The sequence below is a fragment of the Pedobacter foliorum genome, from assembly GCF_013266735.1.
Classification (GTDB): domain Bacteria; phylum Bacteroidota; class Bacteroidia; order Sphingobacteriales; family Sphingobacteriaceae; genus Pedobacter; species Pedobacter foliorum.
In genome coordinates this window covers 340,439-355,044 of sequence record NZ_JABSNU010000001.1, presented here as the reverse complement: position 1 = coordinate 355,044, position 14,606 = coordinate 340,439, and the positions used below count along the sequence as shown (strand labels likewise).

At 38.1% G+C, this 14,606-nt stretch carries 12 protein-coding genes; 5 read left to right on the top strand and 7 right to left on the bottom strand.

Annotation, left to right across the window (positions count from 1 at the left end; all coding sequences use genetic code 11):
- Positions 1-12: 12 nt before the first annotated feature.
- Together argS and HQN83_RS01545 are read right to left on the bottom strand one after the other, a co-directional pair.
- Positions 13-1,791, bottom strand: a complete 1,779-nt coding sequence (gene argS, locus HQN83_RS01550) for an arginine--tRNA ligase (protein ID WP_173087916.1) — start codon at positions 1,789-1,791, stop codon at positions 13-15.
- Between the two features lie 26 nt (positions 1,792-1,817).
- Positions 1,818-2,768, bottom strand: coding sequence for an arginase (locus HQN83_RS01545; RefSeq protein ID WP_173087914.1), 951 nt, complete (start codon positions 2,766-2,768; stop codon positions 1,818-1,820).
- A 103-nt stretch (positions 2,769-2,871) separates the two neighbouring features.
- Between HQN83_RS01545 and HQN83_RS01540 the strand changes: the two genes are divergently transcribed.
- Complete coding sequence (locus HQN83_RS01540; RefSeq protein WP_173087912.1) at positions 2,872-4,263, top strand: arginine decarboxylase; 1,392 nt, start codon at positions 2,872-2,874, stop codon at positions 4,261-4,263.
- 293 nt (positions 4,264-4,556) lie between these two features.
- On the opposite strand, the gene HQN83_RS01535 is transcribed toward HQN83_RS01540, so the two are convergent.
- Entirely contained in the window at positions 4,557-4,988 is a 432-nt protein-coding gene (locus tag HQN83_RS01535) for an Hsp20/alpha crystallin family protein (protein WP_173087910.1), read from the bottom strand.
- Positions 4,989-5,063: 75 nt separating this feature from the next.
- Here HQN83_RS01535 and HQN83_RS01530 point away from each other — a divergent pair, with 75 nt between their 5' ends.
- Entirely contained in the window at positions 5,064-5,555 is a 492-nt protein-coding gene (locus HQN83_RS01530) for an acyl-CoA thioesterase (protein WP_173087908.1), read from the top strand.
- Positions 5,556-5,573: 18 nt separating this feature from the next.
- Here the strand turns inward: HQN83_RS01530 and HQN83_RS01525 are convergent, their stop codons facing one another.
- Both HQN83_RS01525 and HQN83_RS01520 read right to left on the bottom strand, forming a co-directional pair.
- Positions 5,574-6,971, bottom strand: coding sequence for an FAD-binding oxidoreductase (locus HQN83_RS01525; protein ID WP_173087906.1), 1,398 nt, complete (start codon positions 6,969-6,971; stop codon positions 5,574-5,576).
- 119 nt (positions 6,972-7,090) lie between these two features.
- Entirely contained in the window at positions 7,091-7,468 is a 378-nt protein-coding gene (locus tag HQN83_RS01520) for a dihydroneopterin aldolase (RefSeq protein WP_173087904.1), read from the bottom strand.
- 100 nt (positions 7,469-7,568) lie between these two features.
- Here HQN83_RS01520 and HQN83_RS01515 point away from each other — a divergent pair, with 100 nt between their 5' ends.
- Genes HQN83_RS01515 through HQN83_RS01505 form a run of 3 tightly spaced genes read left to right on the top strand, consistent with a single transcriptional unit; the run spans position 7,569 to position 11,894 of the window.
- Positions 7,569-8,759, top strand: coding sequence for an acyl-CoA dehydrogenase family protein (locus tag HQN83_RS01515; RefSeq protein WP_173087902.1), 1,191 nt, complete (start codon positions 7,569-7,571; stop codon positions 8,757-8,759).
- A 40-nt stretch (positions 8,760-8,799) separates the two neighbouring features.
- Positions 8,800-11,511: a DUF3857 domain-containing protein gene (locus HQN83_RS01510; protein ID WP_173087900.1), complete on the top strand. Its 2,712-nt coding sequence runs from the start codon at positions 8,800-8,802 to the stop codon at positions 11,509-11,511.
- Positions 11,512-11,513: 2 nt separating this feature from the next.
- Positions 11,514-11,894 carry an SRPBCC domain-containing protein gene (locus HQN83_RS01505; RefSeq protein ID WP_173087898.1) on the top strand — a complete coding sequence of 127 codons (381 nt, stop codon included), beginning with the start codon at positions 11,514-11,516 and terminating at the stop codon, positions 11,892-11,894.
- A 53-nt stretch (positions 11,895-11,947) separates the two neighbouring features.
- On the opposite strand, the gene lysA is transcribed toward HQN83_RS01505, so the two are convergent.
- Positions 11,948-13,102: a diaminopimelate decarboxylase gene (lysA, locus tag HQN83_RS01500; RefSeq protein WP_173087896.1), complete on the bottom strand. Its 1,155-nt coding sequence runs from the start codon at positions 13,100-13,102 to the stop codon at positions 11,948-11,950.
- A 178-nt stretch (positions 13,103-13,280) separates the two neighbouring features.
- The gene (locus HQN83_RS01495) at positions 13,281-14,594 is read right to left on the bottom strand and encodes an aspartate kinase (RefSeq protein ID WP_173087894.1); all 1,314 of its coding nucleotides are present in this window, start codon (positions 14,592-14,594) and stop codon (positions 13,281-13,283) included.
- Positions 14,595-14,606: the final 12 nt, after the last annotated feature.

Below are 14,606 nucleotides of genomic sequence, written 5' to 3'. Positions count from 1 at the left end.
AAAAACAAATAATTACATTCTTTCTGGCACTGTGATGCCTAATATGTTCATTCCGGCTTTAAGAATACCAGCCGTAACCGAACTTAAATTTAAGCGATGCTGTTTAATTGCGGCATCCTCCTCTTTAACAATTGGCGGAACCTCATGATAAAACTTGTTAAACATCTTTGCCACCTCATAAAGGTAGTTGGCTAATGTAGCCGGACTATAAACCTTTGCAGCGGCAGAAATCTCTGATGGGTATTTAGCCAACAGCATAATCATTTCTAGCTCTGTTGGTGTAATAGATACCTCAGGGGCATTAGCATCTTTAGCATAGCCCCCTTTGCTCAACAGCGATTTAATACGGGCATGAGTGTACTGGATAAACGGACCAGTGTTGCCCTGGAAATCGATAGATTCTGAAGGATCAAAAAGTAAACGTTTTTTAGGCTCAACCTTTAAAAGGAAATATTTTAAAGCCCCTAAGCCAATTTGGTTATATAGCACATCTTTTTCTTCGTCTGTAAAGTTATTTACCTTACCTAAAACTTCAGTTTTTTGCTTAGCTGTGGCTACCATCTCGGCAATCAGATCATCGGCATCAACTACCGTTCCCTCTCTCGACTTCATTTTTCCACTAGGCAAATCAACCATGCCGTATGATAAATGATACAAGCCATTGGCCCAGGATTTACCTAATTTCTCCAGAATCAAAAACAATACCTTGAAGTGGTAATCCTGCTCGTTACCAACTACATATATTGATTTATCCATTCCAAAATCATCATGCTTCATTTGTGCAGTACCCAAATCCTGAGTAATGTAAACCGAAGTTCCGTCAGCACGTAAAACCAACTTCTGATCTAATCCATCAGCAGTTAAGTCAATCCATACAGAACCATCAGGTTTCTTAAAGAAAACACCTTTTTCAAGTCCTTCATCAACAGTTCCTTTACCTAACAAATAAGTGTTGCTTTCGTAGTAGTACTTGTCAAAATCCACACCTAAATTCTTGTAGGTTACATCAAAACCTTCGTAAACCCAACCATTCATCTTTTTCCAAAGATCAATAACTGCTGTTTCGCCTGCTTCCCAACCTAAAAGCATTTTTTGAGCGGCTATAATTAGTGGCGCATTCTTTTTTGCTTCGTCTTCAGTTTGGCCTTCAACTTTTAATGCCTCTATTTCTTTTTTGTATTCCTTATCAAAAATAACGTAGTATTTACCCACAAGGTGATCTCCTTTTAAGAAAGAACTTTCAGGAGTTTCGCCATTCCCCCATCTCTGCCAAGCAAGCATCGATTTACAGATGTGGATACCTCTGTCGTTTACCAAATTAACCTTAATTACCTCATAACCATCAGCCTTAAGGAGCTCAGCTACAGAATAACCTAACAGGTTGTTTCTTACGTGACCAAGGTGTAAAGGCTTGTTGGTGTTTGGCGAAGAATATTCAACCATTACCTTCTGACCGTTAGGCTTTATCGAACCAAACGAAGGATCAAGCAATTCTTTATTGAATAAATTTAACCAGTAAGCATCTGCAATAGTTAAATTTAAAAACCCTTTAATTACGTTAAATGCAGTAACGTCTTGTACGTTTGCTACTAAATATTCGCCCAATTCACTAGCTGTTACCTCTGGCGATTTCTTAGAAAACCTAACCACAGGAAACACTACTATCGTAATTTGGCCTTCAAACTCGCTTCTCGTGTCTTGCAGGTTAACCTGATTTTCAGGAATGTCCTGACCGTATAATTCCTTTACTGCTGCTATAGTTGCAGTTACTATATGTTGTTCAATATTCATGTTCTCTTCTTATTACCGAGTGTTTTCTATTCGTTTCTGAAAGCGTTAGTTGCTTTAATTAAAATCTCAAAAGCATGTTCAGCCATTTGATTTTCTTTGTCTAATGTTGGATTTACCTCAACAATTTCGAAGCAGCAAACCTTTTGGTTTGTGATCAGCCTCGACATTAAGTTCCCCGCTTCCCGTTCTGTTAACCCCTGCGCCACTGGCGTTCCTGTGCCTCTCGAAGCAGTAGGATCAAGTGAATCGACATCAAAGGAAACGTAAATCATATCGCAATGATCCAGGTACTTAAGCGTTTCAATAACCGTGCGCTCTACTCCTCTTTTTCTTAGCTCAGCCGTTGTAACTATTTTAACCTTATTTTTCTTTAACAAATACTCTTCAGGCCGCTCCATGTCCCTTGCCGAAATCAATACCAGATCCCGGTAGTTGATTTTTGGAGCAATATTACCTACATTTTTTAACTGATACCAATAATTGATGGTTTCCTGATCAAGCTTATTCACCTTCGACTCAATATTGTCCTCATCAAGAGCCATCGCAAGCGGCATTCCATGCATATTTCCAGACGGTGTGGTGTATGGCGAATGAATATCTGCATGTGCATCGATCCATATTACCCCCAATTTAGATTTTGGAAAGGCAGCTTTGATACCCGCAATGGTACCTGCCGCAGTACTATGGTCGCCTGCAAGTACTATCGGAAATTCGTTTTTATTCAATGTGGCGTTTACCTCATCGCTTACCCGCTCAATCATGGTTAAAATCCCCGAAATCCGCTTTGCAAACGGACTACCGGTGGTTTCAAGCAATAAATGATTCTCATTTGGAACCTCTACAGTTTTATGTTTTTTAAAGAAACGACTGCCAAAATCCAGTGCTGCAATCTTAATTGCATCCACTCCTAAACTCGCTCCCCGTGTGCCGGCGCCGATCTCAGATTTTACCTCAATAATTTTTAAAGTCTTAGTCATAAAAAAAATACGGGTGTATTTTATAAAGTGTTTATCTTTGGCAACAAAATTAACTCATTTTAATTTGCCAAACCCTATAAATAATAGTTCAAAAATATAAAAAATGCAGAGTTACTCCGAATTTCTTGATCTAAGTGTTGGTTTTCCTCAGGAAGGTTTCAGCGTTATAGACGACGAATTATATTTTCAGGATCTGAATTTAATGGAAATGATTGAAACCTATGGTACGCCATTGCGTTTTACTTACCTTCCATTAATTAGTAAAAAGATCCAACAAGCCAAGTTGTTGTTCCAAACGGCTATCATCAAGAACAACTATCGCGGAGATTATAAGTATTGTTATTGTACAAAAAGTTCTCACTTCCGTCACATTGTAGAAGAAGCACTTAAAAACGGCATTCACTTAGAAACTTCATCAGCCTTTGATATGCCGATGATTGAGGCATTAGAGAAAAAAGGTGCCTTAACAAAAGACATTACTGTAATATGTAATGGTTTTAAAACCTACCAATACAAGCAATATATTATTGATATGTTGCATGATGGCTATAAAAACATCATCCCTGTTTTAGATAATAAAGAGGAATTTAACCTTTTTGATGATGAGGTTGAATTGGATACACCGTGTAACCTTGGTATCCGTATAGCGGCTGAGGAGCAGCCTGATTCGCAATTCTATACTTCAAGATTAGGGGTGCGTTTAGAGGATGTGATCGATTTTTACAACAATAAAATCTCTGCCAATCCTAATTTCAGGGTAAAACTATTGCACTTCTTTATCAATTCAGGTATTACAGATTCTCCGTATTACTGGAACGAATTGGAGAAATACGTTACGCTTTACTGCAAATTCAAGAAAATTAATCCTGAACTGGATACTTTGGATATTGGTGGTGGTATGCCATTTAAAGATTCATTGGTATTTGATTTCGATTACGAATACATGGTGAATGAGATCGTAAAAAGGATTAAAGAAATTTGTGCTGAGCACGATGTTGTTGAACCGGATATTATTACTGAGTTTGGAAAATACACAGTTGCCGAAGCTTCTGGTATTTTGTATAAGGTATTAGGTCGTAAGCAACAGAACGACAGAGAGAAATGGTTAATGTTGGATGGTTCGTTCATCACTAATCTTCCTGATGTTTGGGCACTAAACCAGAAATACATTTTGCTTCCGATAAACAACTGGGATGCGGAATATGAAAGAGTAAACTTAGGCGGTATTACCTGCGATGGTCAGGATTATTACAACCAGGAAGCACACATGAACAGTGTGTTTATGCCTAAAACACGTAAAGTACAATATTTAGGTTTCTTCAATACCGGTGCTTATCAGGAGGTTTTAAGTGGTTATGGTGGTATCCATCATTGCTTGTTGCCAAGTCCTAAGCACGTAATTATCCGAAGAAACAGAGATGAGACATTCAACTTTGAAGTATTTGGAGAAGAGCAAAACAGTAAGCAAGTATTAAAGATTCTGGGTTACACCTAGGATTTCTCTTGTGCAAGGTTCTGGCCTTCACCAGAATAACAAAAACAAAACAAAGAGAGTGATCATGTTTTATGATTCACTCTCTTTTTGTATACGCTCCATTTTGGCTTTGAGTCAGTGCGCAGTGCTTTAACAATGAGCGCACCTTGACTCCACCTTTTTCCTAGTAAAACGTGGACTAGACGTGGACTGACTCCAGCTAGATTCAGAACAAAATCCGAACTATACCCAAAAAGAAAGGGTGCATCTTTCGGCGCACCCTGTTCTCCCTAAAAAACCAAACTTTAACCTAATTATGAAACCTTAATTTCTTTATTCTGAGATTTTACTTCGTCTTTACCGATCGTGATGTTTAAAACCCCATTTACATATTCTGCAGTAATCTTATCTGCATTTACGCTTTCAGGTAATACAAATGATCTTGCAAATGAGAAGTAGTCAAATTCTCTGCGTGTATAATCTTTTTTATCTTCTGTTTCGCTCGTTTTTTTCTCAGCCCAAACAGAAAGTGTATCTTTCTTTAAGTTGATTTGAAAATCTTCTTTGGTTAAGCCCGGAGCAGCCAATTCAATTTTGTAATCAGTTTCGGTTTCTAAAATATTTACTCCCGGTACTTTGTTTATAGTTAAGTTTTTATTTATTGCTTCACTAAACAAAGAGTCGAATACATTGTTAAAGTAAGGTGCGGTGTTCCTGGTTCTGTTGTTGAATTTTACTAGTGTCATCGTTTATGTCTCCTATTTTTTAATTTAAATTTTATATTAACCCTATAATCAACTCCTATACCAACCCATTTATTTATGATTTTTAAGACATTTTGGCGCAACAAAACAATTAAGCAAGACAAAACGACAGACATAGTGAATCAAATAGACAGTTTTAAGTATAAAACCAACATTGAAACACGGTTTGCTGATTTCGATATGATGGGCCACGTGAACAACGCTACCTACTTTACCTTCATGGAAATCGCCAGAGCTAAATACTGGAAACAGGCAATACAGTGGGACTGGAAGAAAACAGGTGTTGTAATTGCCCAGGCATCTCTTGAATACACTACTCCTGTTTTTCTTGAAGATAAAATCAGCATGTACGTTCGTACCTCGAGGATTGGAAAGAGTAGTTTTGATCTGGAATATTTACTGATCAAAATGGAACACGGTAAAGAAGTAATTTGCAGTAAGGGAAAAACGGTATGTGTAGCATTTGATTATGAAGCTAAAATTTCTACCCCAATACCCGAAGAAGAGAAAAACAAGATGATACTTTTTGAACAGCTCGATAGCAATTAACCGAGCTGTTCTTATAAATTAAAAGATCTTACCTGGATTGAGGATGCCATTTGGATCAAATATGGATTTAATTCCTCGCATCAGATTGAGGTTAACCTCACTATATTTTATAGGCATAAATTCTTTCTGCACCAATCCAATACCATGCTCGCCTGATATTGTACCACCTAATGCACTTGTTAGTTCAAATATCTCAACAATCCCGTCTTTGAGTTTGTTCTTCCAGTCCGCGTCGCTCATTCCAGCTTTAATGATATTGATGTGGAGGTTGCCATCGCCGGCATGGCCATAACACACACTCTCAAAGCCATATCTGCTACCTATTTCTTTGATTCCGTTGATCAGCTTAGGTAATGCGGCTCTTGGCACCACGGTATCTTCTTCCTTGTAAACAGAATTAGATTTAACCGACTCGGCCATGGTACGACGCATCCGCCATAAGTCTTCTTTTTGTTGGGTGGTATCGGCAAATAGGACATCTCTACACTCAAATTGTTCCAGAACCAGATTAACTTTTTCGCAATCTTTAAAAATTGTGTCCATATCATCACCATCAAATTCGATGAGAAGGAACGCATTTACATCTGGTTTCAGGTCGAATTTAATATCGTCGAATTTAATTACCCACTCTACTCCCTTTCTTTCCATAAACTCTAGTGCTGACGGAACAATTCCGGCTCTGAAGATTGCTGAAACAGCGGCGCATGCTTTCTCATTTTCGCCAAAAGAAGCCAGCATTAAAACGCTTTGCTGAGGTTTAGGAACAAGTTTGGTTACTATTTTAGTTACCACACCTAATGTTCCTTCCGATCCGATCATCATTTGGGTAAGGTTATAACCCGAAGCATATTTTAAAGTATTGGCACCTGTCCAGATAATTTCTCCGGTTGGCAGCACTACTTCGAGGTTTAAAATATACTCTCTGATGGTGCCGTATTTAACTACCCTTGGTCCGCCGGAACCATGGGCAACGTTTCCGCCGATAAAACAGGAGCCTTTACTTGATGGGTCTACGGGGTAAAGCAACCCGTGTTCGCCAACGGCATTTATAAAGTCTTCCGTTATAACTCCCGGCTCAACTGTTGCCTGAAGGTTTTCTGTATCTATATCAATTATGGCCTTAAATTTTTCCATTGATAACAGTATGCCGCCATAAATGGGAAGTGCGGCTCCGCTTAATCCGGTACCTCCGCCACGTGGAGTAAGGGGTATATGATTTGCGTTACATAATCTTAGTAATGCTGAGATTTGGTTTGCATCGGTTGGCTTAACTACAACTTCAGGGTAATATTTAAGGTCTTCTGTCTCATCATGAGCGTAATTTCCAAGGGATTCTTCGTCTGTAAAAACGTTTTGAGCACCTATAATTTGCGTGATTTGAGCTAGTATATCAGAAGTGATTTTAGTGTATTCCATGATACGCTTATCTTTAGTTTGTGGGTTTAATTGGTATGGTTAGGTTGTATGTGTTTGATGCTTTGGGTTAGTCTTGTTATGCACTCCCTCATCCTGAATTAAATTCGGGATGAGCAAATTCATGACGGCGAAGTGTATTTAAGTTGCACAAATGAATGTCCTATCTCGCCTGGCATTGGAGGATTGAGCTTCTTAATGCCCACTTCCGCAGTAATTACAAATGGATAATGTTCAATTACACGGTCTAAAATGCTTTTAACAACGGTTTCCAGCATTTTTCTGGTGCGTTTCATTTCGTCTAATATGATGCTATTCAATATTTCATAATTAACAGTTTTCTCCAGATTTTCGGTGTCTGTATCGGGCGTAAATGTAACCACCACATCAACCGTAAAATAGATACCTGTTAACTGCTCTTCAGGGTAATACCCATGTAACGCATAACATTTAACATCTCTTAAGGCAACTGTCTGCATATAGTTTTGAATACCACTCATTTTACGAAATTAAATTTTTGATCCGTTATAACCTGCCATTGTGCTAATTTATTACCTTTGATTACAATAGCTCTTTACGTAACCAAATATACTGGAAACAATGAATAAATCTGCCAAGAAAGACCTTTACGAAGCTCCCGATTACTATTTACTAGACGAATTACTTTCTGAAGAGCACAAACTGATTCGTGCTACTGCTAGAGACTGGGTTAAAAAAGAAGTGAGTCCTATTATTGAAGATTACGCCCAAAGGGCAGAATTTCCGAAGCAGATCATTAAAGGCTTAGGTGAAATAGGTGCCTTTGGCCCTACTATACCTATTGAATATGGTGGTGCAGGTTTGGACTATATTGCCTATGGCATCATAATGCAGGAGATTGAACGTGGTGATTCAGGAGTCAGGTCTACTGCTTCTGTGCAGGGTTCATTGGTAATGTACCCTATTTATGCTTACGGAACCGAAGAACAACGTAGAAAATACTTACCAAAGCTTGCTACCGGTGAACTGATGGGCTGCTTTGGATTAACCGAGCCGGATCACGGGTCTAACCCGGGTGGAATGGTGACCAATATTAAAGATAATGGCAGCCATTATGTGCTTAATGGTGCAAAAATGTGGATTTCTAATGCTCCTTTTGCCGATATCGCCGTGGTTTGGGCTAAGGACGAATCTGGAAAAATCAGAGGAATGGTTGTAGAACGCGGCATGGAAGGTTTTACAACTCCTGAAACTCATGGCAAATGGAGTTTAAGAGCTTCTGCAACAGGTGAATTGGTTTTTGACAATGTAAAGGTGCCTAAGGAAAATGTTTTTCCTGAAATAAGCGGATTGAAAGGACCTTTAGGTTGTTTAAATCAAGCGCGTTATGGTATTGCGTGGGGTGCTTTAGGTGCGGCTATGGACTGCTATGATACTGCCTTACGCTATTCTAAAGAGCGTGTGCAATTTGGTAAACCTATCGGTGGCTTTCAGTTGCAGCAAAAGAAACTGGCTGAAATGATTACTGAAATTACCAAAGGGCAGCTATTGGTTTGGCGTTTAGGTGTGTTAAAAAGCGAAAACAGAGCTACATCAGAACAGATTTCAATGGCAAAAAGGAATAGCGTAGAGATAGCCTTAGATATTGCCCGTAACGCGAGACAAATGCTTGGCGGAATGGGGATTACCGGAGAATATTCGATTATGAGGCATATGATGAACCTGGAATCTGTAGTTACTTATGAAGGAACTCATGATATTCATTTATTAATTACCGGAATGGATGTGACAGGTATAAATGCTTTCAAATAATTTCGTAAATTAACGCTCCTCAACTTTTTATACTTTTGTTATGTTTCTTTTAACGCTCCGAAAATCCTTAGGAACACTCCTATTGTTAGTGCTTGTCGTGTTATTTAGCGTTGTAAACGGCTATGGTCAGGGCAAAAACTTCTCCGTAAACAAAACTGAGCCCTCATGGATAGTTAAGATTGCAGAAAAAAAGGTTAAAACTCCGTTGAAAGATGTATCTGACGGCTTTTATCTATCTCTCTATGAGAACCAGAATCACGCAGAGCGTAAAGAAGAGTTTACTCATATCATCAGAGAGATCGTCTCGGATGCCGGAGTTCAAAATGGATCTCAACTCTCGGTTAGTTATGCGCCTGATTATCAGAAACTGATTTTTCATAAGGTAATTCTTTGGCGAAACAATGTGCCACAGGATCAATTGTCGGCAGTAAAGTTTAAGATTTTACAGTCTGAAAAAGAGCTATCCCGTTTTATTTACAACGGAACTTATGAAGCTTTTCTGCTACTTGATGATGTAAGGAAAGGTGATAGAATTGAGTTTTCGTACACACTTCAAGGAGACAATCCAATATTTGGAAAGAAGTTTTCATCAACCTGTTATTTTGAGGGCGCAACAAGTATCAGCCATGTTTATACCAATATTATTATTGATAAAAACAGGCAATTAAACGTGAAGAGTTTCAATGATGCTACAGCTCCAAAGATCACAGAGAAGGATAATCTGAAATTTTATGAGTGGGAAAGCACCTTAACAAAAACCCATCGTGGAGTTGATTATGAGCCATCCTGGTATAACCCTTTAAAAAGAATCCAGGTAAGTGAATATAAAAATTGGAATGAAGTGGTTCAATGGGGTTTGGCTGTGAATGATTACCCTGATTTAAAAACGCCTCTTCTTGATAAAAAGGTGATTGAACTGAAAGCAAAAGCCGGCAATGACAAAAAGAAGTACATTGAATTGGCTACCAGATTTGTGCAGGATGAAATCAGGTATATGGGCATAGAAATCGGGGCTTACTCCCATCGTCCTAACTCACCCGAAAAGATCTTGAAACAAAGGTATGGCGACTGTAAGGATAAGTCGCTGCTGCTCGTTCATTTGCTAAAGGCGATTGATGTAAAAGCTTATATGGCTTATGTGGATACCTATTTAAGAGATAAAACTATTGATTATTTGCCAAGCCCGTTTGTGTTTAACCACGTTATTGTGATGGTTGAATATGATTATTTTAAGACCTGGATAGATCCTACTATCTCCTATCAGCGTGGATCTTTTGATAATTTCTATTCTCCCGATTATGGGAATGCACTGGTACTGAAAGCGAATGTAAGTGGCTTGGAAAAAATAGAAAGCAATCCTGCCGGTAAATTAATTTCTGATCTTGATTTCAATTTGGCTGATACTACAGAAAATCGGATAACCACTTTACAGATTAAAACGACTTACACTGATCATTATGCAGATAATATAAGGGCTGAAATTGCTGAATCCGGAACTGATGGAACAGAAAAGAATTATCTAGAGTATTACACTAAACTTTATCCGGAAATTGAGACTAAAGCTCCATTAAAGTATGTGGACGATGAGAAAAACAATACTATAGAGATAACCGAAAGCTACCAAATCAGTAATGCCTGGGTTGACAATAGTGATGGTAATGACAAGCAATTCTTTTTCTATGGTGATTTGATAAGTCATCAATTAAGAAAGATTACCGGCAGTAAAAGAATTGCTCCTTTGGCAATTGCAAATCATGTAAATATTCAGCAAAGGATAGCTATCAATATGCCTTATGATACAGATTTGGGCACCGAAAACTTTAAGATAGAAAATGATAAGTACTATTTTGAATTGTATAGATTTCAGCGCGACAGGAAGGCGACTTTCGACTATACCTTCCGTACCATGGCTGGTGTGATTGAGCCTGACGAGATTAAAAATTATATAAAAGAAAGTAAACAGATAGATGAGTATTTGACTTACCATGTTAATCGCAAAGGATCAGAAATAACCGCCAATTCTGGTATTGGTGTTTTTACAGTGGTGCCTTTTATTATGGCCATTGTTATAACAGGCTTTTTGGTTTTCCTAGCTTATCGTAAAAGGACGGAATTTGATATTGAAAAGATTGCCTACGCTGCGCCAATTGGCGATTGGTTGGTGCTTTTAGGAATTAGGGTTGTGTACCTGCCTTTCCTTATGCTCATTAGTCCTTTGATTTCTGGTCTTTTTAGCAATAGTTTTTGGACGCAGTTGGGTGCTTTTGGTTCGTCTCAATGGGTAGTTAAAAGTGCCTTTGCTATTGAGGCTATAATTTATGGCTTTCTATTTTCATATGGTATTTATTGCGCAGTCTTGTTTTTTAATAAACGAACTAATTTCCCTAAACATTTTATTATACTTTCAATTTCGCATGTTGGATTTCTTATCTTTGACATCGCTATAGCTTTGTACGTTGACCACATCACCCAAACTACTTCAGCGGAGGCGAAAGGAATTCCGGGTCTAATGGGGACGGTATTGATGAGTGCGGTCTGGACCTGGTACTTATTGAAATCTCAAAGGGTAAAAGAAACATTTGTGTTTACTTATCCGAAGGAAGAATGGGAACAGGCATTAGCAGAATATTACAGCGAACAATACAGCGCTAAAACGACTACTCTTAAAGAAGTAGAGCGAATTGAAGATCAGGAAACTATGCCTGGAGCAGTTGAGTTAGAAGGTGGAGATCCTGAAAAAGGACGTGAATAATTATGAAAACATTTAAAAAATACATTTACTTGCCTGCCTCTCCTGAAGAGGTTTATTTGGCATTAACCAAAGCACAAAGCATACAGTTATGGACTGGTGCGGAGGTTGAATTTACAGAAGAAGCTGATACTGAGTTTTCTTTTTGGGATGGAGATATTACCGGCAAAAATATTGAATTTGAGCATGGCAAAAAGATCGTACAGCAATGGTACTTTGGTGAAGACAATGAGCCTTCAGTAGTTACCATTAAACTGCATGAGGATAAAAAAGGTACTTCATTGGAATTTGTTCAAACCAATATTCCAGATGAAGATTATAAAGATTTTACCGAAGGAATTGAAGGGTATTATTTAGGAGGTCTTGTTGACTTCTTTGAAGATTAACTTATTTCACAAGAAAGAAAGGCAGCATCTCAATGCTGCCTTTCTTCTTATTATTAAATCTGATCGCTGTAAACAGATCTGATTTCATCTCTAAGGTTGTATTTCGAAGCCATAACTTCGCCATAAGCACCTGCACTTCTGATTGCATATAGGTCACCTCTAAATGTTTCAGGCTGTTCAACCTCCTTACCAAAGCAGTCTGTGCTTTCGCAAATTGGCCCTACTATATCATATTTCATTGAGGTTTCAGTACCTCTGGTTAAGTTCTCAATTTTATGGTAGGCCTGGTATAATGCAGGACGCATCAATTCGGTCATACCTGCATCAAGAACCACAAAGTTCTTCTTTTTACCATTCTTGATGTATAAAACCTTGCTGATCAATGAAGCGCACTGACCAACTAAAGCTCTTCCAAGCTCAAAATGCACTTCTTGACTTGCTTTAATTTCAAGGAAATCTGAGAATATCTTGAAATATGCACTGAAATCAGGCACCTGTTGTTCCGGGTTATGGTAATCTATACCCAAGCCACCACCAACATTTAACACTTTTACGATAAAGCCTCTTTCTTCGAACCACTGAGCAAACTCATTTACACGTACACAAAGATTTTTGTACACCTCCAGATTGGTGATTTGAGAGCCGATATGAAAGTGTATTCCAATAAACTCCAGGTTAGCTGATTTCTTTAAGGTTTCAGCACATGAAGGTAAATCCCATGAATTAATACCAAATTTATTCTCATCAAGTCCTGTTGTAATGTTATGATGCGTGTGTGCATCAACATTAGGATTAATGCGGATAGCTACTCTGGCTTTTTTATTTTTGTTGGCTGCTAATTCATTGATGACTTCTAATTCCTGAATAGATTCTACATTAAAGCAGAAGATATCATTGTCCAAAGCGCTGTTAATTTCTTTGTCAGACTTCCCAACACCGGCAAAAACGATCTGATCTTTAGCAAAACCAACTTCTATGGCTTTTTTTACTTCGCCACCACTAACACAGTCAGCACCAAAACCTACAGCCTTTATTTTTTCCAAAACGCGGGGATTGAAGTTTGCTTTCATAGCATAATGCACATGAAAATTATATAACTTTGCTGCATCTGCGCATGTACTAAGCGTTTTTTGTAGCAAAGTAAGATCGTAATGATAGAAAGGTGTTTCTACATTTGCGAAGTGCGATATATCTTTATCAGAAAACATAATGTTTAAATATCTTTTAATAATTGTTATTGTTGTTTTAGGCCTGATCTACTTTGGTAATCATCGCGACTATAACAAGCAGAAGATCAGTAGAAAAGAGTACGAAAGAAGAAATCGTCTCTTCATCGCACTCGTTTTCATTATAGCTGGTATTATCTTTTGGCTTAAAAGAAGATAATTACTCAAATAAGCGGTTATGTAAGCTTTTTAATGCCTCGGTTTTATCACCGGTATTAATTAATAACGAAATGTTATAGTTACTTCCACCATAAGAGATCATACGAACCGGAATGTGTTTAATTGAATCCAATACACGTGCCGCATAGCCATGTTTTTCTGCACTAAAGTCTCCAACTACACAAACTATCGATTGATCAGTATCAACTTCTACCGTTCCGAAATCATGTAGCTCTTCAATGATTTTACTCAGGTTGTCCGTAAAGTCAATAGTTACGGAAACGGCTACTTCCGAAGTCGTAATCATATCTATTGGAGTTTTATAGCGCTCAAATATTTCGAAAACACGTCTTAAGAAACCATACGCTAACAACATTCTGCTCGACTGGATCTTAATTGCAGTAATGCCATCTTTAGCAGCAATAGATTTGATTTTACCTTTCTCACTGCTATTTGTAATTAAGGTACCTGGAGCAGATGGCTCCATAGTATTCAATAACCTTACAGGAATCTTGTACTTCTGAGCTGGAAAAACAGATTGTGGGTGTAATATCTTAGCTCCAAAGTAAGCCAACTCAGCAGCTTCATCAAATGAAAGCTGAGAAATTGGTTTAGTGCCTTTAACTATCCTCGGATCGTTATTGTGCATCCCGTCAATATCAGTCCAGATTTGAACTTCTTGGGCCGAAATAGCAGCTCCAATTAATGATGCAGTATAATCGCTTCCGCCACGTCTAAGGTTGTCTACTTCGCCAAAGCTGTTTCTGCAGATAAATCCTTGCGTAATGAAAAGTTTATTTCCTTTATTTTGATCTAATATTGGTTGTAAATGCTTGGTTGCATAAGGAACATCAGGTTCATTGTCCTCATCAATTTTCATGAAATCTAAAGCAGGCAACAATACAGATGGTACACCTATCGATTTAAGATAGATATGGTATAATGTGGTTGATAGTAACTCGCCTTGTGCAAGTACTACTTTCTCCTCAATTGGTGTAAAAAGATCATTTACCAATGTTTGAAGGAAGTTAAAGTGATAATTTACCACTTCCTGACCTTGATCACGGAAATCGCCTTCAGGTAAAAGTTCAATCACAAATTCATTGTATTTTTCATTCAGTGCGTTAATAAGACCTAACGCGGCCTGTTTATCTTCCTTTAAAAGTTTGGCTGAAATTTCTACTAAACTGTTGGTTGTGCCAGACACCGCTGAAAGCACTACAATTTGTTCTTCTGCCGGATTAATGATATCCAGCAATTTTTTCATCCGCTCAGGGCTTCCTACAGAAGTTCCTCCAAACTTTAATATTCTCATAGTTTTATAAAT

Bases quoted from the DNA above. Each gene is read 5' to 3' on its own strand.
- HQN83_RS01535 (WP_173087910.1), bottom strand. From the start codon at position 4,988: ATGACACTAGTAAAATTCAACAACAGAACCAGGAACACCGCACCTTAC.
- HQN83_RS01520 (WP_173087904.1), bottom strand. From the start codon at position 7,468: ATGAGTGGTATTCAAAACTATATGCAGACAGTTGCCTTAAGAGATGTT.
- HQN83_RS01530 (WP_173087908.1), top strand. From the start codon at position 5,064: ATGATTTTTAAGACATTTTGGCGCAACAAAACAATTAAGCAAGACAAA.
- HQN83_RS01515 (WP_173087902.1), top strand. From the start codon at position 7,569: ATGAATAAATCTGCCAAGAAAGACCTTTACGAAGCTCCCGATTACTAT.
- HQN83_RS01505 (WP_173087898.1), top strand. From the start codon at position 11,514: ATGAAAACATTTAAAAAATACATTTACTTGCCTGCCTCTCCTGAAGAG.
- lysA (WP_173087896.1), bottom strand. From the start codon at position 13,102: ATGTTTTCTGATAAAGATATATCGCACTTCGCAAATGTAGAAACACCT.
- HQN83_RS01540 (WP_173087912.1), top strand. From the start codon at position 2,872: ATGCAGAGTTACTCCGAATTTCTTGATCTAAGTGTTGGTTTTCCTCAG.
- HQN83_RS01545 (WP_173087914.1), bottom strand. From the start codon at position 2,768: ATGACTAAGACTTTAAAAATTATTGAGGTAAAATCTGAGATCGGCGCC.
- HQN83_RS01525 (WP_173087906.1), bottom strand. From the start codon at position 6,971: ATGGAATACACTAAAATCACTTCTGATATACTAGCTCAAATCACGCAA.
- HQN83_RS01495 (WP_173087894.1), bottom strand. From the start codon at position 14,594: ATGAGAATATTAAAGTTTGGAGGAACTTCTGTAGGAAGCCCTGAGCGG.
- argS (WP_173087916.1), bottom strand. From the start codon at position 1,791: ATGAATATTGAACAACATATAGTAACTGCAACTATAGCAGCAGTAAAG.
- HQN83_RS01510 (WP_173087900.1), top strand. From the start codon at position 8,800: ATGTTTCTTTTAACGCTCCGAAAATCCTTAGGAACACTCCTATTGTTA.